Genomic DNA, 22,589 nt, shown 5'->3' with positions numbered 1-22,589 from the left:
CAACCGCGGAGGCGGCTGAGGCTGAGCGGCTCGATGCGCGGTTGCTCATCCCGGCGGCTGTGGGTTGGTTGGCTGCGGCGGTGCTGGTCGGTCAGTCGCCAATCGTCGGCGGGATCGTCGCCGGGCTTGCACTGGCACTCGCCGCGACACTCGGGCTGATCCTCCGACGGCCGAACCGCGGCTTTAGAACTGCAGCAACCCCGCGAGCCAGCCGCTGGGTGAGTGGTGGGGCGGTAGTTGGTTCGTTGGTTGTTGTGGGTGGGTTGGCGATCGCCGCCGGGCTGCACACCGCCGCCCTCCGCGCAGGACCCGTGCAGGAACTCGCGACCGGCTCAGCGACGGTCACCGTCCGACTCAAGATCGACGGGGATCCATCGCTCCGGCAGAGCACCACCAGTAGACGGCCGCCGTACGTCGTGGTCAGAGCGACCGTCGAGGAGATCCGCAGTCGCGCCGGCACGGAGCACGCGATCCGGGAACGGGTGCGTACACCGGTCCTGGTGGTGGGGACTGCGAAATGGGAGCACGTCAGGTACGGCCAGCATGTTGACGCGAGCGGGAGGCTCGAGCAGGTAGAAGGTGGCGCCGAGGTGGCCGCGATGCTCTCGACCAGGTCGCCTCCGCAGACAGTAGACGAGCCGCCGTGGTGGCTGCGTGAGGCTGAACAGGTCCGGGCAGGACTGCGAGACGCGGTCGCTGGTGAGCCCGAGGATGTCCGCGGGCTCGTGCCCGCACTCGTCATGGGCGACGTCTCCGGCGTGTCGACCGACCTGAACGCGGACTTCCAAACCACGGGCCTGACGCACCTGTCCGCCGTCTCAGGGACGAACCTGACGCTCCTCCTCGCGTTCCTCCTCCCGCTCGCGCGCCTGATCGGCGTGCGGGCGCGCGGGCTGACCGCGGTCGGGTTGTCGACAGTCGTCGTGTTCATCGTCCTGGCCAGACCACAGCCGAGCGTCCTTCGGGCGGCCGCGATGGGACTGATCGCGTTGGCGGCGATGACCAGCGGGGGAGGGCGGCGCCGCGCCGTACGCAGTCTGTCGGTCGCAGTGATCGTGTTGCTGCTACTGGACACGTCGCTCGCGCGCTCGGCCGGGTTCGCGCTGTCGGTGCTCGCGACGGCGGGCATCATCCTGCTCGGACCAGGTTGGCGGGATGCGTTGGCGAAGTGGATGCCTGGCTGGCTGGCCGACGCGATCTCGTGCCCGCTCGCCGCGCAGCTCGCGTGTACGCCGGTCGTCGCGTGGCTGTCGGGTGAGGTGTCGCTGATCGCGGTCGCCGCCAACCTGTTGGCGGGACCAATGGTCGGACCGGCCACGATTTTCGGCTTCGTCGCGGCAGGGGTCGCTTTGGTGAGCAGCCAACTGGCGCAGGTCGTCGGCTGGGCCGCCGGATGGCCCGCCCGCTGGATCATCCTGGTTGCTCGCGAAGGCGCGGATCTCCCGGGCGCCGCCAACGCGTGGCCGGCGACCGTGGTCGGTGTCGCCGTACTGTCGGTGCTTTGCCTGGCGCTCGTGCTGGGTCTGCACCGCATCCTGGCTCGCCCGATAGCGATGATTCTCGCGGTGATCCTGCTCGCGGTCGTCGTACTGCGTCCCGTCGGATCGCTCGGGTGGCCGCCCGACGACTGGTTGTTCGTCGCCTGCGATGTCGGACAGGGGGACGGTCTGGTGTTGCGGGCGGGTGATCGTACGGCGGTTGTTGTCGACACCGGGCCGGATCCGGCGGCGATGGATCGGTGTTTGAAGGACCTGGATGTCCAGTACGTCCCGGTCGTCGTGCTGAGTCACTTCCATGCGGATCATGTCGGCGGGTTGGCCGGCGTACTGAACGATCGGCGGGTGGACGAGATCGAGGTGACGCCGTACTTCTCACCGCGTGCTGAGTATGACCGGGTGGTCGATTTGGCGTCGCAGCACGGGGTGGTTGTGCGTACGGTCGCGTTCCGCGAGCAACGGGTCGTGGGGAAGGTGAGGTGGACGACGCTGTGGCCGGCGAAGGTGCCGGCGTTGCCTCCGCCCGGTACGTCGTCTGCGACGTCCACGGATGAAGGGTCGCCGGAGAACAACGCCAGCATCGCGATGATGGTCGAGCTCGACGGCCTCCGGATCCTGCTCACCGGCGACCTGGAGCCTGAGTCGCAGCGCGCTGTCGTGGCGAGCGGGGCCGATCTGCGGGCGGATGTGTTGAAGGTTCCGCACCATGGTTCGGCTCAGCAGGATCCTGCGTTCATCGCTGCTGCGAACGCTCGGTTGGCGCTCATCTCAGCCGGGCGGGACAACGACTACGGGCACCCGGCGCCGAGAACCCTGGACCTCCTGTCCCACGACGCGACCCGAACGGCCACCACCAACGTCAGCGGTGCCCTCATCGTCACCAACACCAACAACCACCTGGCCCTGACCACCCACCCACGCCTGCAGGAGGGAGCTAGAAGGTGACGGCGGAGGTGGGGGTGGTGTTTTCGGGTTGGTTGCCTAGGGACCAGGCGGCTACTCGGGAGACGATGTGGGCTGGGATCTTGTCCGCTACTCCGGGGACGGCGGGTATGTCGTACGTGGCGTGGGCGTCGTACGGGAGGACGACTCGGTAGCCGCGGGCGAGGGCGGTTTTGGCTGTCGCGTGTACGCACATCTCCGACATGACACCGCAGATGGCGAGCGACCGTACGCCGGCCGACACCAGGTTTTCCCCGAGTGGCGTCGCGTCGAAGCCGTCGTCACGTGGCTTGCGGATCACGTGTTCGCGGGGACCCGGCTTGAGCGGCAGGTACAGCTCCCAACCGGGCGTTCCGGGCTCGTCGTCTGCGCCGGGTGGGCCGTCGTTCTGGAGGTGTACGACGACTGCGCCGGCGGCTCGGGCACGGTCCAGCAGGTCGCTTGTCCGATCCAGGAGGGCAGCTGCGCCGGGTACTGCGTCGGGGCCGGAGACGAACGCGGTCTGCAGATCGACGAGCACCAAGGCGTCGACGGGTGAGCGCATCGCGCTGGGTGGGGGCGTCGCGCCGGGTGAGGTCATGGCCGCCATCCTCGCCGGTTTGCTGCGGGGCCGCACCGGGATTGTCCGGAGGGCGTGGGATGCTGACGGGGTGGCTGCTCGTAAAGGTTCTGCGCCGAAGCTGGGCGATGTGCTCCTCGTGACCGGAACCGAGTCGTTCCTGGCAGATCGGGCCGTGCGATCGGCGATCGCGGCGGTGTCGAAGAACGCGACGGACGGCGGCGGCGACGCGGTTGAGGTGACGGATCTCGAGGCGTCGACGCTGGATGTCGGGGTGTTCGCGGAGCTGACTGGGCCTTCGTTGTTCGCGACCGAGCGGGTGCTGGTGCTGCGCGGGTTGGAGAACCTGCCGAGTGAGATGGCGCCACACCTGATCGAGTACGCCGGCTCGTCGTCGGACGACGTACTGGCCGTGCTGGTGCACTCCGGTGGGCAGAAGGGCAAGGGCGTCCTCGACAAGTTGCGCAAGGCATCGGTCACCGAGGTCGTCGCGACGGCGCCGAAGGCGTGGGAGCTTCCGCAGTTCGTGGCGGGGGAGATCCGGCTGCATGGCGGGACGGTCGACGAGGGGGCGGCGTCGGCGCTGGTGGACGCGGTCGGTCACGACCTGCGGGCGCTGGCGGGGGCGTGTTCGCAGCTGGTGTCGGATTCGGGCGGTCAGGCGGTGACGACTCAGCTGATCGGGCAGTACTTCGGTGGGCGTGCGGAGGTCACGAGCTTCGCGGTCGCGGATGCGGCGATCGCCGGTCGGACGGAGCCGGCACTGGAGCAGCTCCGGTGGGCGCTGGACTGCGGCGTGGCGCCGGTGCTGGTGACGAGTGCGATGGCGGGCGGGTTGCGAGGGCTGGCGAAGTACTCGAGTGCGCCGAGTGGGATGCGGGAGGGGGACCTGGCGCGCGAGGTCGGCGTACCGCCGTGGAAGCTCAAGCAGCTCAAGCAGCAGTCGCGCAGCTGGACTCCAGGTGGCCTCGCAACCGCGATCAAGGCGGTCGCGCAGGCCGACGCGGACGTCAAGGGCGCCTCGGGCGACGCCGGCTACGCCCTGGAACGCATGGTCCTGACCATCACCCGAGCCCACGGCCGCCGCTAACCGCTCAGCTCCCGCTGGGAGTCCCGAGTGACGACCGTCAGTGCTGGTTTTGGGTACGCAAAAACGATCGGCCGGTCGCGAGGACCGGGCCGATCGTTGGCGGGGCGCGTCGGGGACGCGGCCCTGGTGTTAGAGGGAAGCGGCCTTCTTGAAGAGGGCCGACTTGCGGTTGGCCGCCTGGTTGGCGTGGATGACGCCCTTGCTGACGGCCTTGTCGAGCAGACGACCAGCCTTGCGGGCGGTCTCGTTGGCCTTCTCGGCCTCGCCGGCGTCGACGGCCTCGTGGAAGCGGCGAACAGCCGTCTTGAGGGTCGACTTCACCGACTTGTTGCGAAGTCGCGCAGCCTCGTTCTGGCGGTTGCGCTTGATCTGGGACTTGATGTTCGCCACGGAGCAGTGCCTCGATCAGGAGTATGCGGTCATTCGGAAGGTGTTACGGCGCACGGCTGAGCACCACCCGTGAACGCGCGAAGGGCCAGATTACCAACAAGCCGTCCACTCCTCCAAACCCGCTCCAGCCGGGCCGGGGGTGAATCAGGCCCGTGCGGTCGTCTCGGCGGCGGATTTCAGCCGGGTCAGCGTTGTGTGGATGCCGTGCGCGTTGCGTGGGGCGCGGTTGCCGAAGACGGGCCGGAAGAGGAGCTTGAGGACCGACGGGCGGTGGTCGGTCCAGGACTCGGTGACCTCGCAGCCGGTTGCGGTCGGCGTGAACTCGTAGTCCCAGCGCGAGATCGGGACCGGGCCGAAGGTGATGTCGAAGGTGAACCGGCGGCCGGGCTGCGCGGTCACCACTTTCCCGAAGGTGAACCACCGCACGACGCCCACTCAGTTGTGCCCGACGAACCGTGCCCCTGACACCGGACCGCCGGAGGACTCGCCCGAGGACCAGGTGACGCGGGTGCACTCGGGGCTCCACTCGCTCATCCGGGGCAGATCACTGACCAACCGATACAGTGCGTCAGCAGACGAATGCACTGTGATGGACTCGGTCAGATCCGGCATCGGGTTTTCCCTTGCTGTCGGCCATCATCTGCTGTGCACAGCGTGACACCGGCGACACGTGACGGCATACTCGGGGCCCCGTGACGCCTGCGCGCCGGGACGTCCGCGAGCCGAAGGCTCCACCATCGCTCCGTCCAAGCCCTGGAGGAACTGCGTGACCCGCAAACGCCCGGCGATCGTCGTCGCCACCGCACTGATCGCCGCCGGCGCCGGCGTACCCGTGCTGGTGAACGCCGCCAGCGCCAGCCAGCCGGCCACAAGCACGGTCGCCGACCCGGAGGTCAAGCGCTCCGAGACCGGCTCGTACATCGTCCAGCTCGACGACTCCCCGGTCGCCGAGTACGCCGGCGGCATCGCCGGTCTCGCCGCCACCAAGGTGTTGCCGGGCGGCAAGCTGCTGAAGACCGCAGCGCCGGTCGTCGACTACGTGAGGCACCTCGCCGGCGAGCGCGACCAGGTCATCGCCAAGGTCCCGGGCGTCAAGAAGCTCTACGACTACAGCTACACGTACGCCGGATTCTCCGCCGAGATGTCGTACGACGATGCGGTCAAGCTGGCCAAGTCGTCGGGAGTGAAGAGCGTCGAGCCGAGCGAGATCGAGCACGCCGACACCGTCGACACCCCGCGCTTCCTCGGGCTGTCCGGCAAGGGCGGCGCCTGGCAGCAGGCGGGTGGTATCGACAAGGCCGGCGACGGCGTGATCATCGGGATGATCGACTCCGGGTACGTCCCGGAGCGGGCGAGCTTCGCGCCGATGAAGACCACGAAGCAGTCCGACGCGATCGTCGCGAAGAAGTGGAAGGGCACCTGCCAGGCCGGCGAGGAGGCGCCCGTCACCTGCAACAACAAGGTGATCGGCGCCCGGTACTTCGACAAGGGCATCGGCACCCGCCCGATCCCGGACGAGTTCAAGTCGCCGCGTGACTACGGCGGCCACGGGACCCACACCGCCAGCACCGCGGCCGGCAACTACGGCGTCGACATGACCGTCATGGGCCGCGACTACGGCAAGGGCTCCGGTATGGCGCCGCACGCCCGCCTCGCGATCTACAAGGCGCTGTGGGCGGTCGACGCGACGGGTGGCGGCAGCGGTACCGACGCTGACATCGTGGCCGCGATCGACGCCGCGGTCTCGGACGGCGTCGACGTCATCAACTACTCGATCTCCGGCAGCGGATCGACGTACGTGAACGCCACCGGTCTCGCGTTCCTGCGGGCGGCCAAGGCGGGCGTGTTCGTCGCGACCAGCGCCGGGAACACCGGTCCGGGCGAGGCGACCGTCGGCAAGACGTACCCCTGGGTCACGTCGGTTGCCAACGGCACCCATGACCGCGACATCCAGACCACGGTGACGCTCGGCGACGGCAAGTCCTACACCGGCGCGGGCATCGGTTCCGGTACGCCGCAGACGCCGGTGGTCCTGGCCAAGGACGCCGGCCTGCCCAATGCCGATCCGGCCAACCTGGCCCTCTGCCAGGCGGGCACGCTCGACCCGGCGAAGGCCACCGGCAAGATCGTGGTCTGTGACCGCGGTGGGAACGCCCGCGTCGACAAGAGCCTGCAGGTGAAGAACGCGGGCGGTGTCGGCATGATCCTGCTCAACATCACCCCGGGCACGCTGGACTCCGACCTGCACTCGGTCCCGACCGTCCACCTCGACGACAAGGCCGCGCCCGCGGTCAAGGCGTACGTGAGCGGCACGACCAACCCGACTGCGACGATCGGCCCCGGTACGCCAGTCCGAGTCAACGCCCCGAAGGTGGCCAGCTCCTCCAGCCGCGGCCCGTCCCCGGCCGGCAACGGCGATCTGCTCAAGCCGGACATCATGGCGCCGGGCACGAACGTGCTGGCCGCGACGACCGCGTTCAGCGCGGCCGGTGGCGAGTACGCGTTCATGAGCGGTACGTCGATGTCCACGCCGCACATCGCCGGCATCGCGGCGGTGCTGAAGAGCAAGCACCCGACCTGGTCCCCGATGGCGATCAAGTCGGCGATGATGACGACCGCCACCGACAAGGACACCAGCGGCAAGCCGATCCAGAACGACTCCGGCTCGCCGGCGAACCCGTTCGGGTACGGCGCCGGCGAAGTGCAGCCGAAGCTCGGCATGGACCCGGGCCTGGTCTACGACTCGACGTACACGGACTGGACGAGGTTCGTCTGCGGCTCCGGCCAGGTGCCGAGCACGCACGAGCTGTGCGCGAACGGCAAGATCGACCTCAGCGACCTGAACTACCCGACGATCGCGATCGGTGACCTGGCCGGCAAGCAGACCGTGACCCGGACCGTGACGAACGTCGGCGACGTCCCGGAGGTCTACCTCCCGAAGGTCGAGGGCCTCAAGGGCCTGAAGGTGACCGTGACGCCGCGGATCCTGATCACGCTCCCGGGCCGCAGTACGACGTACAAGGTCACGATCGAGAACGACGGTGCTCCGCTCGAGCAGTACTCGTTCGGCCGCCTGGTCTGGAAGTCGGTGAAGCACACCGTGGCGAGCACGCTGGCGATCAAGCCGCTGACGGTGAAGGCGCCGGTCCAGGTCAACGGCACCGGCACAGCCGGCTCCGTGGAGGTCCCGATCACGGCCGGGTACGCCGGAACGCTCGAGACCACCGCGGTGGGCCTGAACCCGGCCACGGTCGGCGAGGCCGCGCTGAAGAACCCGGGTGGCGTGTCGTTCCCGACGACAGCGCCGAAGGTCAACGACCACGTCGCGAAGTTCACCGTGAACGTCCCGGCTGGTACGACGTACGCCCGGTTCTCCACGTTCGACGCGGACTACCCGGCCGGCACCGACCTGGACGTGTTCGCGTACAAGGCCGGTACGACGACTCTGCTCGGCAGTAGCACCGGGGGCTCGGCTGAGGAAGAGGTGAACCTGTCGCAGCCCGCAGGTGGTCAGGTGGACGTGTACGTCGACCTGTACGCCGGGGCGAACGAGCAGCAGGTCAAACTCGACCACTGGGAGCTGCAGAAGGCGGAAGGCAATCTGACCGTCACACCGGCCAGCCAGCCGGTGACAGTCGCCGGCCAGACCTCAGTGACTGCCAACTGGACCGGACTGACTGCCGGCACCAGGTACCTCGGCCAGCTGCACTTCACCGACGGCGCCGACGGTTCCGGTTCCACCGTCGTACGCGTAGACAGCTGACACCGACGAGGGCGGCCCGGCACACCGCCGGGCCGCCCTCGTCGTCTGTTACGGCTCGTGGATCGTCCAGCCGTCCGCGTTCTTGACCAGCAGCTTGCACTCGCCCGACGTGACGTCGCAGCGGAACAGTTGATTGTGGACGGCGCCGCCGGCAGCAACCGTCTCGGTGAGCGTCAGCAGTTGGGTGCCGTTCTCGAAGACCGGCAGCGGCAGGGTGTCCGTCATCCTGTCCTGCAGTTTGAGCTTGGTGACCTGACCGGTGTTGATATCGATGGCCTCCGCCCGCACGCTGTGGATCATGGTCCGCCCGTCGGGTGACAGCACCGGGTAAAGGTGTTCAGGCCCCTCGTCGCAGTAGTCCCGCAGGACCTTGAACCCGTCGTCGCGCAGCGCACCGGCTTTGAGGCACCGCTTCCCGTCGGCCTTGGTCGACACGACGATGGTCCCGGCCGCCGCTGGAATCGCCGCGCTGCCGTCGAAGCCGGCGATGGACACCGGTCGCTGCTGGCCGGAGGCCGGCTGCCAGACGACCAGTCCGGCCTTGCCGCGATCCATCCACAGGCCGTCCTGGTTCCAGCCGAGGAGGGCCGGTTGCCCAGCCGCGGCGGGCAGCTTTGCGACCTGCTTCCCGGACTGGATGTCGACGACGATCACCTGGCCGCGCGTGTTCGACAGGTAGTGGTACATCGCCACCTGCTTGCGATCCGGCGACAGGACCTGATAGCCGGACCGGTCCGGGCCGAGCGTCCGGAAGGTGCTGTTCGGCAGCAGGATGCCGGGGCGGAACTGGCCGGGCACGGACATCTGCTGGCCCAGCCAGCCACCGCCGGCCCGCCCGAAGAAGAAACCGTCGATCCCCTTCGGAATGCGCACTTTCTGCTTGCCGTCGTGGAGCGCGTTCTCTTCGTACACCGTGTATGGAACTTGGGGAGCGGCTCCGGACACAGGTGGCGCCGGGCGTCGCGCCGGGTCGGGTCGGTCGCCTCGGGTCAAGAGGGACGCCGCCAGTACGACGACCACGACGATCGCTGCGGCTGCTGCGAGGACCGGCCAGTTGCGGCGGCGTTCGGGTGGTTCAAGGCCCGGGCCTTGGGCGTTGTCGGGGACGGTGGCGGCCTGAGTGTGCAGGTAGTCGCGGAGGCGGGTTTCGGTGTCGGTCATCGGAGTTCCTCGAGGCGTTCGGTCAGGACGGCGAGACCGCGCGACGACGTGGCGCGGGCGGAGGACTCGCTGATCCCGAGAATCTGGGCGATCTCGGCAAAGGGGAGATCGAGGTAGTAGCGCAGGACAAGGACCTCGCGCATCCGCCGCGGCAGTCCTTGGAGCGCCTGCTGTACCTGGGTCCGTTCCTCGCTCAGTACGACGGCGCTCTCGGCGGACGCGTTCGGCGCCTGGTGCGGTGGGATGTACAACCGCGCGACCTTGCGTCGTCGCAGTACTGACCTGCTGCGGTTCACCACCGCCGTACGCAGGTAGGCGAGGGCCGCATCGGGCCCCCGCAACGGCCAGCGCCGGTACAGCTCGGCAAAAGCCTCCTGTACGACGTCCTCCGCCGCCTGCCGGTCGTCGACCATCAGCACCGCCAGCCGGACCAGTCCGGCCCAGTGCTGCTGGTAAAGCGCCGACACGGCCGCCTGTGCAGGCGCCGGGCGTCCGATGCTCACCATTTGATTCGTCACACCGCTAGAGACGCGCGGCGCTCAGGAACGCTGCGTCCGGTCCCGCACCCAGTCCAAGTGCACCAGAGCGCTCTCGCGCTGCCACATCCGGACCGTCGGCAGCCCCGGTGGCGCCGGCTGCGCCGCACCCCACCACAACCCGCCACCGATCGCCGCGATGAACCCCGTGATCGCCTCGTCGTCCGGCAACTCCGGCAGCGTGACAGAGGCGCGCATCTCGGCGTGCAGGATCACCGTGTCCGCCCAGCGCGGTGCCAGCGCCGGGTGCGCCCAGTCGATGAACACCACGCGGTCGTCGGTCAGGATGATGTTGTCCGCCCGCAGGTCCCAGTGCGCCAGCGCCTTCCCCTCGGCCAGCGCACGGAGCCCGGTCCGCGCCAGCTCCGCGAACTCCTCCACCCGGCCGTCCATCCAGTCCGGTACGGCGAGACCGTCCTCCAGCACCTTGTCCCACCGGCTCAGGAACTCCCTGCTCCGCACAGCCGCCACAGGTGCGTCAGGCCACGGTGACGGGTCCAGGGCATCGGTCAGCTCGTCCAGTGCGCCCAGCACCCGTTCGGCGTCAGCCTGCTCCCACGGGTGCGCGGGTAGTCGCCCCTCGATGTCCTCGAAGAGCATCCCGACCCAGTCGCCGTCGTCGTACACGTCGAACAGGACCGGTGCCATCGGGACCGTGCCGATTCCCTGCGTCGCGGTGATCTCCTGGCGGAACAGCTCCGGCGTCTTCGGGTTGAGCGCCGTACCGACGGTCTTGACGAAGGCCCGGCGGCCGGAGGCGGTCACCAGGCGGGCCGCGACGCCGGGGGAGAAGCCGCCCTGCTGGGTGACCGCGGACACCACGACCGAGCCGAGAGAGCGCTCCACCCAGGCCCGCACCGCGGCGGGCAGCTTCTCGAAGGGCAACCGGACCCCAGCAGCATGTGCCATGCGACCAAACGGTAGGCGGCCCACAGGCCGTCCGCCCGTGATTTTCGAATCTGCTGGACCGCCATGGGATGATTGACCGGATATACCCTTCGAGACCAGAACTGGATCCCCTCCGTGCCCGTTGGCCCCACGAAAGTGCCGCAGCCGGGTCGCACCGACCCGTCGCTGATCCGGAACTTCTGCATCATCGCCCATATCGACCACGGCAAGTCGACGCTGGCCGATCGGATGCTGCAGATCACCGGTGTCGTCGACGGCCGTCAGATGCGGGCGCAGTACCTGGACCGGATGGACATCGAGCGGGAACGCGGCATCACGATCAAGTCGCAGGCGGTCCGGCTCCCGTACGCACCCGGTCCGGACTCCCCGGGCGGCCTGCTCGCCCCGGACGGGACGACGTACATCCTGAACATGATCGACACGCCGGGCCACGTGGACTTCACGTACGAGGTCTCGCGGTCGCTCGAGGCGTGTGAAGGCGCCGTCCTGCTGGTCGACGCCGCGCAGGGGATCGAGGCGCAGACGCTCGCGAACCTGTACCTCGCGCTGAACGCCGACCTGCACATCATCCCGGTGCTGAACAAGATCGACCTGCCGAGCGCGCAGCCGGAGAAGTACGCCGCGGAGCTTGCGCACATCATCGGATGCGACCCGTCCGACGTGCTCAAGGTGTCCGCGAAGACCGGTGAGGGCGTCGAGGAGCTGCTCAGCGAGATCGTCGCGCAGGTGGAGCCGCCGAAGGGCGTCAAGGACGCACCGCCGCGCGCGCTGATCTTCGACTCGGTCTACGACACGTACCGCGGCGTCGTCACCTACGTCCGGGTGGTCGACGGCGAGCTGACCCACCGGGACCGGATCAAGATGATGTCGTCCGGCGCGGTGCACGAGATGCTTGAGGTCGGCGTCATCTCACCCGAGCCGATGAAGTCCCCGAGCATCGGCGTCGGCGAGGTCGGTTACCTGATCACCGGCGTGAAGGACGTCCGCCAGTCCCGGGTCGGTGACACCGTCACCGCAGCCGTCCATGGCGCGACCGAGGCGCTCGGCGGCTACAAGCACCCGCAGCCGATGGTGTACTCCGGGCTGTTCCCGATCGACGGCGACGACTACCCGACGCTGCGGGACGCGCTGGAGCGGCTGCAGCTGAACGACGCGGCCCTGCAATATGAGCCGGAGACCTCGGGCGCGCTCGGGTTCGGCTTCCGTTGTGGGTTCCTCGGGCTGCTGCACATGGAGATCGTCCGCGAGCGGCTCGAGCGCGAGTTCGACCTGGACCTGATCTCGACGGCGCCGAACGTGGTCTACCGGGTCGAGATGGAGGACGGCAAGGAGCACGTCGTCACCAACCCGAGCGAGTTCCCCGAGGGCAAGATCGCCGACATCTACGAGCCGGTGGTCAAGGCGACGATCCTCAGCCCGAAGGACTTCATCGGCGTCATCATGGAGCTGTGCCAGACCAAGCGGGGCAACCTGGGCGGCATGGATTACCTGTCCGAGGACCGGGTCGAGCTGCGCTACACGCTGCCGCTGGCCGAGATCGTCTTCGACTTCTTCGACCAGCTGAAGTCCAAGACCAAGGGCTACGCGTCCCTCGACTACGAGCCGACCGGTGAGCAGGCGGCGGCGCTGGTCAAGGTGGACATCCTGCTGCAGGGCGAGACGGTCGACGCGTTCTCGGCGATCGTGCACAAGGACAACGCCTACTCGTACGGTGTCGCCCTGGCCGGCAAGCTGAAGGAACTGATCCCGAGGCAGCAGTTCGAGGTGCCGATCCAGGCCGCGATCGGATCCCGGGTGATCGCCCGCGAGTCGATCCGCGCGATCCGCAAGGACGTCCTCGCCAAGTGCTACGGCGGTGACATCACCCGGAAGCGCAAGCTGCTCGAGAAGCAGAAGGAAGGCAAGAAGCGGATGAAGATGGTCGGCCGCGTCGAGGTCCCGCAAGAGGCCTTCATCGCCGCCCTCCGTACGTCGGAATCCGCCGAGAAAGCCGGCAAGAAATAGGTGCCGGTCCAGATACCTGAAGGCCTGCTCGTTGTCGCTTCGCGCGGGCAGGACTGGGCGGATTGGCTGGATCGGCTGCCGCGGTTGCTGCGGGATCTCCTCGACGAGTGGGAGTTGCGCGTCGACGGTACGGCGGCGTACGGGAACTGTGCGATCGTCGTACCCGTGCTTGCCCAGGGTCAGCGGGCCGTGCTGAAGGTGCAGTTCCCGCACTGGGAGGCGGAGACCGAGCACCTGGCGCTGCGGACCTGGGCCGGCAACGGCGCCGTACGGATGCTGCGCGCGGACCCGCGCCGGTTCGCGCTCCTGCTCGAACGCCTGGAACCGCGAGACCTGACGACGATCGACGCGCTCGACGCCTGCGAGCTCGTTGGCGGCACCTACAAGCGACTGCATGTGCCCGCGGGACCGCAGTTCCGGACCCTGTCCGAGGAACTGAAGCACTGGGTGGCTCGATTCCGGCAACTGCCCGCGTCGGCGCCGGTGCCGCACCGGTACGTCGAGCAGGCGATCTCGCTGGCCGAGGACTTCATCTCCGATCCCGCGACCGACGGCCGGCTGATCCACACCGACCTGCACTACGAGAACATGCTCGCCGCGGACCGTGAACCGTGGCTCGTGATCGACCCGAAACCGCTGTCCGGCGACCCGCACTACGAGGTCGCGCCTCTGATCTGGAACCGCTGGGATGAAGTGGAGGCCGCCCATGACCTGCGCTTCGCGGTCCGGCAACGGTTCTGGACCACGATCGACGCAGCCGGCTTCGACGAGGACCGCGCCCGCAACTGGGTGATCGTCCGCCAGATGCTCAACGTCCTCTGGACCCTGGAGTCCACCAGCAGCGACGAGTCCCTCCCGCAGGACTGGCTGACCCGCAACATCGCCATCGTCAAGGCCATCCAGGACTGATACGGGTCGACGTGAGGTAGGAGACACTGGGTTGAAGTTAGTAGTTACTACCTACTAACTTCGGCGATATGCCAACACGGATGAGCGGGCAGGAGCGGCGGGAGCAGATCCTCGGGATCGCCGAGGAGGAGTTCGCGGCCGCGGGGCTGTACGGCGCTTCGACCGAGACGATCGCACGGCGGGCCGGGATCACGCAGGCGTACGTGTTCCGGCTGTTCGGGACGAAGAAACTGTTGTTCCTGGAGTGCGTGGACGCCGCATTCGAGCGGATGCGGCTGGCGATGGTCGCGGCCGCCGGCGGGGCGAGCGGGGTCGAGGCGCTGGCGGCGATGGGGCAGGAGTACAACGACATGCTCGCCGACCGCACGACGCTGCTGCTCCAGTTGCAGGGCACAGCCGCCGCGGCAGCGGGTGACGGTGAGGTGCGGGACGCCGTACGGGCGAGCTTCGCGCGGTTGTGGCAGTCCGTCGCCGACACCGCCCAACTGGACCCGGTCACGGTGAAGGCGTTCCTTGCCTTCGGCATGCTTCTCAACACGAACGCGGCCCTGGATCTCCCGCAGGTGGACGAACCGTGGTCCCACCAAGCCAGAACCCGCATCAAACCAGGCCTTTTCACCCACATCACCACCGACACGAACCGATGAGCACGAGGCAGAGCGCCTTGGTGCAGTCGCCAGGGATGCTCGCGCGGTTCTTGGTCTTCGTCGGATTGGTCGGCGCGGTGATCGGGAGTCTTGGCGCTCCGTTGATCACGGCGGTGGCCGAGGCGTACGACGTTTCGCTCGCCGCCTCGCAGTGGACGTTGACGATCGCGTTGCTGGCGGGCGCTGTGACGACGCCGGTGCTTGGGCGGCTCGGGTCCGGCCCGCGGCGGCGCACCGTCGTACTGGTGATGCTGGCGGTGGAGGTCGTCGGCAGTCTGCTGACGGTGATCCCGTTGCCGTTCGCGTTCCTGCTGGTCGGCCGAGCGTTGCAGGGGTCCGGGATCGGGTTGATCGTGCTGATGATGGCGGTCGCGCGGGACCACCTGGACGAGCAGCGGGCCGCGCGGACGATCGCGTTGCTGTCCGTCGCGTCGACCGCGGGGATCGGGATCGGCTACCCGTTGTCCGGGCTGCTCACCGATGTCGCCGGCGTTCGCGCGGCGTACGGACTCGGCCTCGCCATCACCGCAGCCGCCTTCGCCGCCGCCGTCTTCGCGCTACCGCAGGCCCCGGACCGGCCGTCGTCCCGACTCGACGTCCGCGGCGCGATCCTGCTCGCGATCGCCCTGCCGGCCTTACTGCTCGTTATCGGTGACACGGGCCTGTGGCGCCACCACGCGGGCCTGGCCGTCGCGATCCTCGTGGCCGCGCTTCTGCTCCTGATCGGCTGGACCTTCCTCGAGGTCCGCACCGAGAGTCCGCTGGTCGACATCAAGCTCCTCCGGCACCCCGCGGTGGCCGCCGCCAATCTCGTGATGCTCACCGGCGGCGTCGGCATGTACCTGCTCTTCAGCCTGATCACCCGCTACGTGCAGACGCCCGCGGCGGCCGGCTACGGCTTCGGCCTGAACTCGTTCCAGGCGGGCCTCGTCCTGGTCCCGTTCTCGCTCCTCGGCTTCGCCGCCGGCCGGCTGATCCCGGCCTGGCGGGACCGCCTCGGCGCCAGGTTGTTGCTAGCAGCAAGTACGTCGGTGGTCCTCGCCGCGTTCGTACTCTTCGCACTCACCCGGTCACATCTGGTCGAACCGATCCTTGCGATCGGCATCCTCGGGTTCGGCGTCGGCGCGTTCTCGGCCGCGATGCCGGTCGTGATCCTCGCGGTCACGCCGCCCGCCGAGACCGCGAGCGCGATGAGCGTGAACGCGGTCGTCCGGAGCGTCGGCTTCTCCACCGGCAGCGCCCTCGGCGGCCTGATCCTGGCGACTCATACGACGGGCGTCTTCCCCCGCGAGTCCGGGTACGGCGCGGCCGCCTGGATCGGGGTTGCCGCCACCGCGGTCACCTTGCTGATCATCGCCGTACTCCCGCTTAAACCGGTGGATCGTTAGCGGTTGCCGGGAGAGGATGCCGGTATGCGGTTGTTGACGGTCAATGTGGTGGAGAAGCTGATCCCGGGTCCGAAGGAGACGGGATTCACCGCGATCGACAAGCGCCCGCAGTCCGGCCGGGTCCGGGTCGGTGAGCTCGGTCTCGCCGGCGACCGGGTCTGCGACACCAAGAACCACGGCGGCCCGGATCTCGCGCTCTACGCGTACGCCGAGGAAGACGCCAACTGGTGGGCCGCCGAGCTGGGGCGCGACATCCCGACCGGTCTGTTCGGCGAGAACCTGCGGACCGAGGGGCTCGACATCAGCGGTGCCCTGCTCGGTGAGGTCTGGCGGATCGGCGACGAGGTCGAGGTGATGGTCCGCGCGCCGCGCATCCCGTGCATCACGTTCCAGCACCGCATGCAGGAACCGCACTGGGTCAAACGCTTCCACCAGGCCGGCTGCCCTGGCGCGTACCTGAAGGTGCTCCGCGAAGGCACGATCGGCGCCGGCGACCCGATCGAGATCATCAGCCGACCGGACCACGAGGTCACCATCGCGGAGATGTTCAGCCCGCAGGATCCGGCGAAGTTCCGGCGCATGCTCGACTCCGGCGTAGACCTGATGGACGAACTCCGCGACACCGCCCACCGCGTCCTGTCCCGCGGATGAGCCCCGACCCGCAACCAACCCCAACGGCCCGCACCCACATCACCCCGACCCGGGTGTCCGGCCAATTTGCCTGGCTGACCCAGCAAATGAGGGGTTGCACACCCGTACTGAGGGTCAGTAACCCAGGATCTGCTGGGTCAGCCAGGCAAATTGGTGGGTCAACCAGGCAAATGGGGAGAGGAGAGCGGGGGTGGTGAAGGGGGTACTGCCGGAGGCTGGGCCGTTGCGGCCGTTGGCGCTGGCGACGTTGCTGAGTCGGGTCGGTAACGGGCTGTTGATGACGGTCAGCGTGCTGTACTTCAACCGGATCATCGGGCTGTCGATCGCGCAGGTCGGGCTTGGCCTCACCGTGGCTGGGTTGTTCGGGCTGCTGTCCGCCGTACCGCTCGGGCATCTGGCGGATCGTCGCGGGCCTCGCGGGTTGTTCGTCGTACTGAGTCTGATGGTGTGCGCGCTCTCGCTGGTCTACCTGTTCGTGCACAACTTCTGGCAGTTCCTGGTCGTGAGCATCGTGCTGACGATGATCGACCGTGGCGCCGGAGCCGTCCGCGCCGCGTTGATCGCCGCCGTCACGGTAGGGGCCGGCCGGGTCGCGGCCCGCGCGTACCTACGGGCCGTCACGAACATCGGCATCATGGCCGGTGCGGGCATCGGCGCGTTCGCGCTGCATTTCGATACCGGTACGGCGTACCGCCTGATGTTCGTGCTCGACGCCGCACTCAGCAGCATCGCGGCGTTCGCCGTACTGGCCATCCCGCGCGTCGCGCCGCGACCCCATGACGACGACGGGCCGGTGTGGATCGCGCTGCGCGACCGCGCGTACCTCGCGGTCGCCGCGCTCAACGCGGGCATGAGCATCCACTTCGCCGTACTCGATGTGGCGATCCCGCTCTGGGTGGTCGATCACACGGACGCCCCGCGCTGGACGGTCGCGCTGCTCCTGATCATCAACACCGTGGTCGTCTCGCTGTTCCAGGTGCGCTCGTCGCGCGGCATCGCCGATCCGACCACGGCCGCCCGCGCCACCCGTACCGCAGGGTTGTTGCTGTTGGCATCGATGGTCCTGATGGCCGGCGCAACCTGGGGCAACGCAGCGATCGCGGTCGGTCTGCTCGCGGTCGGTGCTCTGGTCCAGGTGATTGCCGAACTGCTGCAGTCCTCGGGGTCGTTCTTGCTCAGCTTCGACCTGGCGCCGGGCCACGCTCAGGGGCAGTACCAGGGCGTCTGGAACACCAGCATGTCGATCAGCAGCATGCTCGCGCCGACCGTCCTCGCCCTTCTCCCACTCGGCTTGGGCGTCCCCGGCTGGATCATCCTCGGCGTCTGGTTCGCCGTCGTCGGCATCCTGTCGGTACCGGTCGTGCGCTGGGCGGCCGCGCGGCAGGCGGCGGGTCAGTTGGTGGGTTCGCGGTAGCCGAGGGCTGCGGAGATCTTGCGGGCGGCCTCGATGGCGGCCGGTGCCATTAGGGCGACTTGGGCGATCGACTGTTCCAGCGAGAGCGTCGAGATGCTGACTGCGGCGATCGCGGCGCCGGTGTGGTCGTGGATGACTGCGGCGACGCAGCGGATGCCGGGCTCGTTCTCCTCGTCGTCGAGCGCGTAGCCGCGGGACCTGGTCTGCGCGAGATCGGCCTTCAGCGCGGCCGCCGACGTATGGGTCAGGGGAGTGCGGGCGGGCAGGCCGGTCCGGGTGATGTGGACGTCGAGCGCCTCGTCGTCCTTCTCCGCGAGCAGCGCCTTGCCGATGCCGGTGCAGTGCAGCCAGATCGCCTTGCCGACCCGCGACGGCATCCGGTACGGCTTCGGGCCGTCGAGGCGCGCGACGTAGATCGCCTCGTCACCGTTCAGCAGGCCGACGTGGACCGTGCACCGCGTCTGCGCGACGAGGTCCGCGAGCACCGGGCGGGCCACGGTGGCGAGATCGACGTTCGTCAGCGCGTGACCGGCCAGCCGGAGCGCCTTCGGGCCCGGGTGGTACGAGCCGTCGTCGGCCTGCGTGACGAACTCGTGCTCGACGAGGGACGCCATGATCCGGTGCACGGTCGACTTGGCCAGGCCGGTCGCGTTCACCACGTCGGTGAACCGCGAGTGCTCCAGTACGGCGTCCAGCACCATCAACGTCTTGTCGATGGCCGAGGGCGAACTCATGTCGGACATCCTGCCACTCCTTACCTCGCCAGCCAGCCACCGTCGACGGCGAGCACGTGCCCGTTGACATAGTCCGCCGCCGCCGACGCGAGGAACACCGCGGCCCCGACGACGTCCTCCGGCTGCCCCCAGCGGCCGGCCGGGATGCGCTGCCGGATCGAAGCCTCCCGCTCCGGGTCCGCGCGCAGCTCCGTGGTGTTGTCCGTGCTGATGTACCCGGGCGCGATCGCGTTCACCTGGACCCCTGCCGGCCCCCACTCGTTGGCCAGCGCCCGGGTCAGCCCCGCCACCGCATGCTTGCTCGCCGTGTACGCCGGGACGGTGATCCCGCCCTGGAAGCTCAGCAACGACGCGATCGTGACGATCTTCCCGGTACGCCGTTCCGCCATCGCGGCCCCGATCGGGCGCGTCACCGCCCAGGTGGAGTTGAGGTTCACGTCGATGACGTGCTGCCAGTCCGTGGTCGTGGTCTCGGCCGCCGGCGCCCGCCGGATCGTGCCGGCGTTGTTGACCAGGATGTCGACCTTCCTGTTGTCGACAATCTCAGTCGCTGCCCTTTCGACCGCGGCCGGGTCGGCGAAGTCCGCGATCACCACGGTCGCGTCGCCGCCGCCGTTCTGCTTGATCGCCTCGAGCGTGTCCTCGAGCGCGGCGTCCCGAGCCATCAGGATCAGCTCGGCACCGGCGGCGGCGTACCCGGCAGCGATCGCCGCGCCGATCCCACGCCGCGCTCCGGTGACGAGCGCCGTACGTCCTTCGAGGCTGAAGAGCGTCACCGCAGATCCCGTACGTCGACACCGTCCATGTCGCCGAACGCCTGGTTCTCGCCGGCCATCGCCCAGACGAAGCTGTACGACGACGTGCCGCAGCCCGAGTGGATCGACCAGCTGGGGGAGATGATCGCCTGACGATCCGCGACCAGCAGGTGCCGGGTCTCCTCGGGCTCGCCAAGCAGGTGCACGATCCGCTCGGTCTCCGGGAGCCCGAAGTACAGGTAGCACTCGGTACGGCGGTCGTGGGTGTGGGCGGGCATCGTGTTCCAGGTGCTGCCCGCGTGCAACGTCGTCACGCCGAGGACGACCTGGCAGCTCTGTACGCCGTCCGCGTGGATGAACTGGTCGATCGTCCGGCGGTTCGCGGTCTGCTGATCGCCGAGCTCGAGGCGATTGCCCTCACCGGGATTGACCTGCGCGGTCGGGAAGCTGGTGTGCGCCGGCGCGGAGAAGACGTAGAACGCCGACTCGGGTCCCTCGAAGACCACGTCGCGGACGCCGCGTCCGACGTACAGGCAGGCGCCGGTGGTCAGCTCGTACTTCGTTCCGTCGGCGGTGACCGTGCCGGGTCCGCCGACGTTGACGATGCCGGCCTCGCGGCGTTCGAGGAAGAACTCGCTGCGCAGTTCGGGGTAGGTGCCCAGCGTCAGCGGCCCGTCCGTCGGGCGGGCGCCGGCGAGCACGATCCGGTCGTGGTGGGTGAGCACCGCGGTGACGGCGCCGGGGACGAAGAGGTCGTCCACGAGGTAGTGGCGGCGCAGCGCGGCCGTGTCGAAGCCGGGCAGCTGCTCGGGGTGGGTGGCGTGCCTGATCTGCAGAGTCACGGAACAAGGTTCTACTCAGCAGAACCACCTGTCAATCGCTGTGGAGTCTTGGAACTGGGCCAGGAAGGTGTTCCAGGTTCTGTGCCTTGACACGCGGTTCTGGTGAATGGAACCGTCCAGTCACTCGCCCATCGCCCCTGGGAGGATCTCGATGACCGCTGTGGACTGGTCGGTCCTGGTCGGCTACTTCGTGTTGATGGTGCTGATCGGAGTCTGGTCGCGCACCAAGATCAAGACGGTCGTGGACTACTTCACGACCGGAGGCCGGATTCCCTGGTGGTTGTCCGGCATCTCGCACCACATGTCCGGCCGAGGGCATGTTCGTCGCGTGCGCGGCGGTCGCGTACTCGTACGGCATCACCGTCTACGTCTGGTGGGCGATGACGATCGGCGTCGGTGTCGGCATCGGCGCGTTCCTGTTCGCGGCGCGCTGGAACCGGCTGCGGGCCAAACACGGGGTCGTGTCGCCGCTGGAGTACCTCGCGCGCCGCTACAACCTGCCGACGCAGCAGGCGCTCGCGTACTCCGGTGCCGCGCTGAAGGTCGTCGACATCGCGTCGAAGTGGGTCGCGATCGCCGTACTCGCTCGATTCAGATTTTGTCGGTTGGGGGAGGTAACGTCCTCACCAGTTGCGATAGCCAAGCAACCGGCAGTAGCTGGACCAGCAGTAACCGCGGCCGGACGGGCCGTGGCAGTGCGGGGAGCCTTCTTGCGCAGTCAGGCACGGCTATGAACCGCGAACCCCAGCCCCGCAAGGGCTGGTCGTCGCGTTGCCGTTGGCAACTTCCCTGGTGGTGTACGTGGGACTCGGCCTGCTCGCGCCGGAGAACCGCGCGGACGTCGACGAACTGGTCGACTCGCTGAACACCGACCCCGATGAGGTCACCATCCGCCAGGCGGCCCTGTCCTGAAAACGCTGTCCTGAATCTGAAACACTGTCCCACGTCACGGAACCGTCCACCCTAGGAGAAGACCCCTATGCCGAACATCACCGTCGAACTCCTCTCCGGCCGCACCCTCGACCAGCGTCGCGAGTTCGTCGCCGCCGTCACCGACTCCGCGATCGCCATCCTCGGCGCCAAGCGCGAAGCCGTCCGCATCGTCTTCACCGAGATCGAGAAGACCGACGTAGCCAACGGCGGAACCCTCGCCTCCGACGCCTGACCCGCGCACCCGCGCACCCCACCGGCCCGCGGGTTGATCCCCTCTCGTGGGTCCACCCACCAGATGCCGGGTTTGCGTCCAGGATCCCGGACGCAAACCCGGCATCTCGGACGCCAACCCACGAGATGCGGGCGTCTGTGGTCGGCCGGGGGCACCGGATGGTGAAACGCGCGGGCGGGTTCGGCTTTGACCTATTAATGTCTGTCGCATGCGAGTTGGTGTGTTCGGTGCTACGGGTCAGGTCGGCGGCGTGATGCGGGAGTTGCTGGTTGAGCGCAACTTCCCGGTGGACGAGGTGCGGTTCTTCGCCTCGGCCCGGTCGGCGGGGAAGAAGCTGGCGTTCGGGGACCGGGAGGTTGTCGTCGAGGACTCGGCGACGGCGGACTTCTCCGGGCTCGAGCTCGCCTTGTTCTCCAACGGGAAGACGGCGTCGAAGGAGCTCGCCCCGAAGGTCGCGGCGGCCGGTGCCGTCGTCGTCGACAACTCGTCCGGCTGGCGGATGGACCCGGACGTGCCGCTGGTGGTGTCCGAGGTGAACCCCGAGGACCTCGGCACGATCCCGAAGGGCATCGTCGCCAACCCGAACTGCACGACCATGGCCGCGATGCCGGTGCTGGCCCCGCTGCACCGCGAAGCCGGTCTGACTCGCCTTGTCGTCTCGACCTACCAGGCCGTCTCCGGTTCCGGCGGCGTCGGCGTCAGTGAGCTCGAGGACCAGGCTCGTGAGCTGGCCGTGGCCGGCGGCGCGCTCGCCCGCGGGACCGATGGCATCACCCTCCCGGAGCCCAAGGTGTACGCCGGGCCGATCGCCTTCAACGTCCTGCCACTGGCCGGCTCGATCGTTGCCGATGGCACCGGTGAGACCGACGAGGAGCAGAAGCTCCGCAACGAGAGCCGGAAGATCCTGCACCTCCCGGACCTGCCGGTCGCCGGCACGTGCGTCCGGGTGCCGGTCTTCACCGGCCACTCGCTCAGCATCCACGCCGAGTTCGCCGAGCCGATCACCCCGGAGCGCGCCACCGAGATCCTGGGTGCCGCGCCGGGCGTCGCCGTCACGGACCTCCCGACCCCGCTCCTCGCGGCCGGCCAGGACCCGTCGTACGTCGGTCGCATCCGGCAGGACCAGTCCGTCCCGGGTAACCACGGACTGATCCTGTTCGTCTCGAACGACAACCTCCGCAAGGGCGCCGCCCTGAACGCGGTCCAGATCGCAGAGCTCCTCGCCCAACGCTGA

Annotated in this window: 20 protein-coding genes and 1 pseudogene; 12 read left to right on the top strand and 9 right to left on the bottom strand. The window is 68.6% G+C overall.

The window, feature by feature from the left end; genetic code table 11:
- Positions 1 to 59: 59 nt before the first annotated feature.
- Positions 60 to 2,441 carry a ComEC/Rec2 family competence protein gene (locus EV649_RS04955; RefSeq protein ID WP_241997712.1) on the top strand — a complete coding sequence of 794 codons (2,382 nt, stop codon included), beginning with the start codon at positions 60 to 62 and terminating at the stop codon, positions 2,439 to 2,441.
- Here EV649_RS04955 and EV649_RS04950 read toward each other — a convergent pair.
- Complete coding sequence (locus EV649_RS04950; RefSeq protein WP_130380938.1) at positions 2,431 to 3,018, bottom strand: isochorismatase family protein; 588 nt, start codon at positions 3,016 to 3,018, stop codon at positions 2,431 to 2,433. The genes EV649_RS04955 and EV649_RS04950 overlap by 11 nt on opposite strands.
- A gap of 118 nt (positions 3,019 to 3,136) precedes the next feature.
- On the opposite strand from EV649_RS04950, the gene holA reads away from it, so the two are divergent.
- Entirely contained in the window at positions 3,137 to 4,087 is a 951-nt protein-coding gene (holA, locus tag EV649_RS04945) for a DNA polymerase III subunit delta (protein WP_241997711.1), read from the top strand.
- 129 nt (positions 4,088 to 4,216) lie between these two features.
- Here the strand turns inward: holA and rpsT are convergent, their stop codons facing one another.
- Entirely contained in the window at positions 4,217 to 4,477 is a 261-nt protein-coding gene (gene rpsT / locus EV649_RS04940) for a 30S ribosomal protein S20 (RefSeq protein WP_130380934.1), read from the bottom strand.
- Positions 4,478 to 4,621: 144 nt separating this feature from the next.
- Positions 4,622 to 5,089: pseudogene (locus EV649_RS41450) on the bottom strand (SRPBCC family protein).
- 154 nt (positions 5,090 to 5,243) lie between these two features.
- Here EV649_RS41450 and EV649_RS04925 point away from each other — a divergent pair.
- Positions 5,244 to 8,240 (top strand): S8 family serine peptidase, encoded by a 2,997-nt coding sequence (locus EV649_RS04925; protein WP_130380928.1) that lies wholly within the window; start codon positions 5,244 to 5,246, stop codon positions 8,238 to 8,240.
- 48 nt (positions 8,241 to 8,288) lie between these two features.
- Here EV649_RS04925 and EV649_RS04920 read toward each other — a convergent pair whose 3' ends face one another.
- Genes EV649_RS04920 through EV649_RS04910 form a run of 3 tightly spaced genes read right to left on the bottom strand, consistent with a single transcriptional unit; the run spans position 8,289 to position 10,846 of the window.
- On the bottom strand, positions 8,289 to 9,401 hold the full coding sequence (locus tag EV649_RS04920) for a hypothetical protein (protein WP_130380926.1): 1,113 nt from the start codon (positions 9,399 to 9,401) through the stop codon (positions 8,289 to 8,291).
- On the bottom strand, positions 9,398 to 9,907 hold the full coding sequence (locus tag EV649_RS04915) for a SigE family RNA polymerase sigma factor (protein ID WP_130380924.1): 510 nt from the start codon (positions 9,905 to 9,907) through the stop codon (positions 9,398 to 9,400). Before EV649_RS04915 ends, EV649_RS04920 begins: the two co-directional genes overlap by 4 nt.
- Positions 9,908 to 9,940: 33 nt before the next feature.
- Positions 9,941 to 10,846, bottom strand: a complete 906-nt coding sequence (locus tag EV649_RS04910) for a phosphotransferase (RefSeq protein WP_130380922.1) — start codon at positions 10,844 to 10,846, stop codon at positions 9,941 to 9,943.
- A 114-nt stretch (positions 10,847 to 10,960) separates the two neighbouring features.
- Here EV649_RS04910 and lepA point away from each other — a divergent pair, with 114 nt between their 5' ends.
- The 6 genes from lepA to EV649_RS04880 all read left to right on the top strand — a co-directional run bounded on the left by lepA (position 10,961) and on the right by EV649_RS04880 (position 17,859).
- Positions 10,961 to 12,850, top strand: a complete 1,890-nt coding sequence (gene lepA / locus EV649_RS04905; protein ID WP_198682306.1) for a translation elongation factor 4 — start codon at positions 10,961 to 10,963, stop codon at positions 12,848 to 12,850.
- Entirely contained in the window at positions 12,851 to 13,759 is a 909-nt protein-coding gene (locus EV649_RS04900) for an aminoglycoside phosphotransferase family protein (RefSeq protein WP_130380920.1), read from the top strand.
- Between the two features lie 68 nt (positions 13,760 to 13,827).
- On the top strand, positions 13,828 to 14,406 hold the full coding sequence (locus EV649_RS04895) for a TetR/AcrR family transcriptional regulator (RefSeq protein ID WP_198682305.1): 579 nt from the start codon (positions 13,828 to 13,830) through the stop codon (positions 14,404 to 14,406).
- Positions 14,403 to 15,794, top strand: coding sequence for an MFS transporter (locus EV649_RS04890; RefSeq protein ID WP_130380918.1), 1,392 nt, complete (start codon positions 14,403 to 14,405; stop codon positions 15,792 to 15,794). The genes EV649_RS04895 and EV649_RS04890 overlap by 4 nt, the downstream gene beginning before the upstream one ends.
- Before the next feature lie 24 nt (positions 15,795 to 15,818).
- Positions 15,819 to 16,445, top strand: coding sequence for an MOSC domain-containing protein (locus EV649_RS04885; RefSeq protein ID WP_130380916.1), 627 nt, complete (start codon positions 15,819 to 15,821; stop codon positions 16,443 to 16,445).
- Between the two features lie 190 nt (positions 16,446 to 16,635).
- The gene (locus tag EV649_RS04880; protein WP_130380914.1) at positions 16,636 to 17,859 is read left to right on the top strand and encodes an MFS transporter; all 1,224 of its coding nucleotides are present in this window, start codon (positions 16,636 to 16,638) and stop codon (positions 17,857 to 17,859) included.
- On the opposite strand, the gene EV649_RS04875 is transcribed toward EV649_RS04880, so the two are convergent.
- The 3 genes from EV649_RS04875 to kduI are packed head-to-tail and all read right to left on the bottom strand — an operon-like array spanning position 17,838 to position 20,190.
- Positions 17,838 to 18,593 (bottom strand): IclR family transcriptional regulator, encoded by a 756-nt coding sequence (locus EV649_RS04875; RefSeq protein ID WP_130380912.1) that lies wholly within the window; start codon positions 18,591 to 18,593, stop codon positions 17,838 to 17,840. The two genes, EV649_RS04880 and EV649_RS04875, sit on opposite strands and share 22 nt — an antisense overlap.
- Before the next feature lie 20 nt (positions 18,594 to 18,613).
- Positions 18,614 to 19,369 carry an SDR family oxidoreductase gene (locus EV649_RS04870; RefSeq protein ID WP_130380910.1) on the bottom strand — a complete coding sequence of 252 codons (756 nt, stop codon included), beginning with the start codon at positions 19,367 to 19,369 and terminating at the stop codon, positions 18,614 to 18,616.
- A complete protein-coding gene (kduI, locus tag EV649_RS04865; protein ID WP_238155344.1) occupies positions 19,366 to 20,190 on the bottom strand; it encodes a 5-dehydro-4-deoxy-D-glucuronate isomerase in 825 nt (274 codons plus the stop codon). Before kduI ends, EV649_RS04870 begins: the two co-directional genes overlap by 4 nt.
- A 317-nt stretch (positions 20,191 to 20,507) precedes the next feature.
- On the opposite strand from kduI, the gene EV649_RS41060 reads away from it, so the two are divergent.
- The 3 genes from EV649_RS41060 to EV649_RS04850 all read left to right on the top strand — a co-directional run bounded on the left by EV649_RS41060 (position 20,508) and on the right by EV649_RS04850 (position 22,589).
- On the top strand, positions 20,508 to 20,924 hold the full coding sequence (locus tag EV649_RS41060) for a hypothetical protein (RefSeq protein WP_198682304.1): 417 nt from the start codon (positions 20,508 to 20,510) through the stop codon (positions 20,922 to 20,924).
- Positions 20,925 to 21,169: 245 nt separating this feature from the next.
- Positions 21,170 to 21,355 (top strand): tautomerase family protein, encoded by a 186-nt coding sequence (locus EV649_RS04855; RefSeq protein ID WP_130380908.1) that lies wholly within the window; start codon positions 21,170 to 21,172, stop codon positions 21,353 to 21,355.
- 208 nt (positions 21,356 to 21,563) lie between these two features.
- On the top strand, positions 21,564 to 22,589 hold the full coding sequence (locus tag EV649_RS04850; RefSeq protein WP_130380906.1) for an aspartate-semialdehyde dehydrogenase: 1,026 nt from the start codon (positions 21,564 to 21,566) through the stop codon (positions 22,587 to 22,589).

It is taken from the genome of Kribbella sp. VKM Ac-2569, assembly GCF_004216905.1.
In the GTDB taxonomy this organism is placed as follows: Bacteria; Actinomycetota; Actinomycetes; order Propionibacteriales; family Kribbellaceae; genus Kribbella.
This window is presented reverse-complemented; position numbering and strand designations above follow the sequence as displayed.

What these genes read in the sequence shown, in the direction of transcription:
- EV649_RS04850 (WP_130380906.1), top strand. Translation starts at nt 21,564, where the DNA reads ATGCGAGTTGGTGTGTTCGGTGCTACGGGTCAGGTCGGCGGCGTGATG.
- EV649_RS04855 (WP_130380908.1), top strand. Translation starts at nt 21,170, where the DNA reads ATGCCGAACATCACCGTCGAACTCCTCTCCGGCCGCACCCTCGACCAG.
- EV649_RS04875 (WP_130380912.1), bottom strand. Translation starts at nt 18,593, where the DNA reads ATGAGTTCGCCCTCGGCCATCGACAAGACGTTGATGGTGCTGGACGCC.
- EV649_RS04920 (WP_130380926.1), bottom strand. Translation starts at nt 9,401, where the DNA reads ATGACCGACACCGAAACCCGCCTCCGCGACTACCTGCACACTCAGGCC.
- EV649_RS41060 (WP_198682304.1), top strand. Translation starts at nt 20,508, where the DNA reads ATGTTCGTCGCGTGCGCGGCGGTCGCGTACTCGTACGGCATCACCGTC.
- EV649_RS04895 (WP_198682305.1), top strand. Translation starts at nt 13,828, where the DNA reads ATGCCAACACGGATGAGCGGGCAGGAGCGGCGGGAGCAGATCCTCGGG.
- EV649_RS04910 (WP_130380922.1), bottom strand. Translation starts at nt 10,846, where the DNA reads ATGGCACATGCTGCTGGGGTCCGGTTGCCCTTCGAGAAGCTGCCCGCC.
- EV649_RS04885 (WP_130380916.1), top strand. Translation starts at nt 15,819, where the DNA reads ATGCGGTTGTTGACGGTCAATGTGGTGGAGAAGCTGATCCCGGGTCCG.
- EV649_RS04950 (WP_130380938.1), bottom strand. Translation starts at nt 3,018, where the DNA reads ATGACCTCACCCGGCGCGACGCCCCCACCCAGCGCGATGCGCTCACCC.
- EV649_RS04890 (WP_130380918.1), top strand. Translation starts at nt 14,403, where the DNA reads ATGAGCACGAGGCAGAGCGCCTTGGTGCAGTCGCCAGGGATGCTCGCG.
- EV649_RS04915 (WP_130380924.1), bottom strand. Translation starts at nt 9,907, where the DNA reads ATGGTGAGCATCGGACGCCCGGCGCCTGCACAGGCGGCCGTGTCGGCG.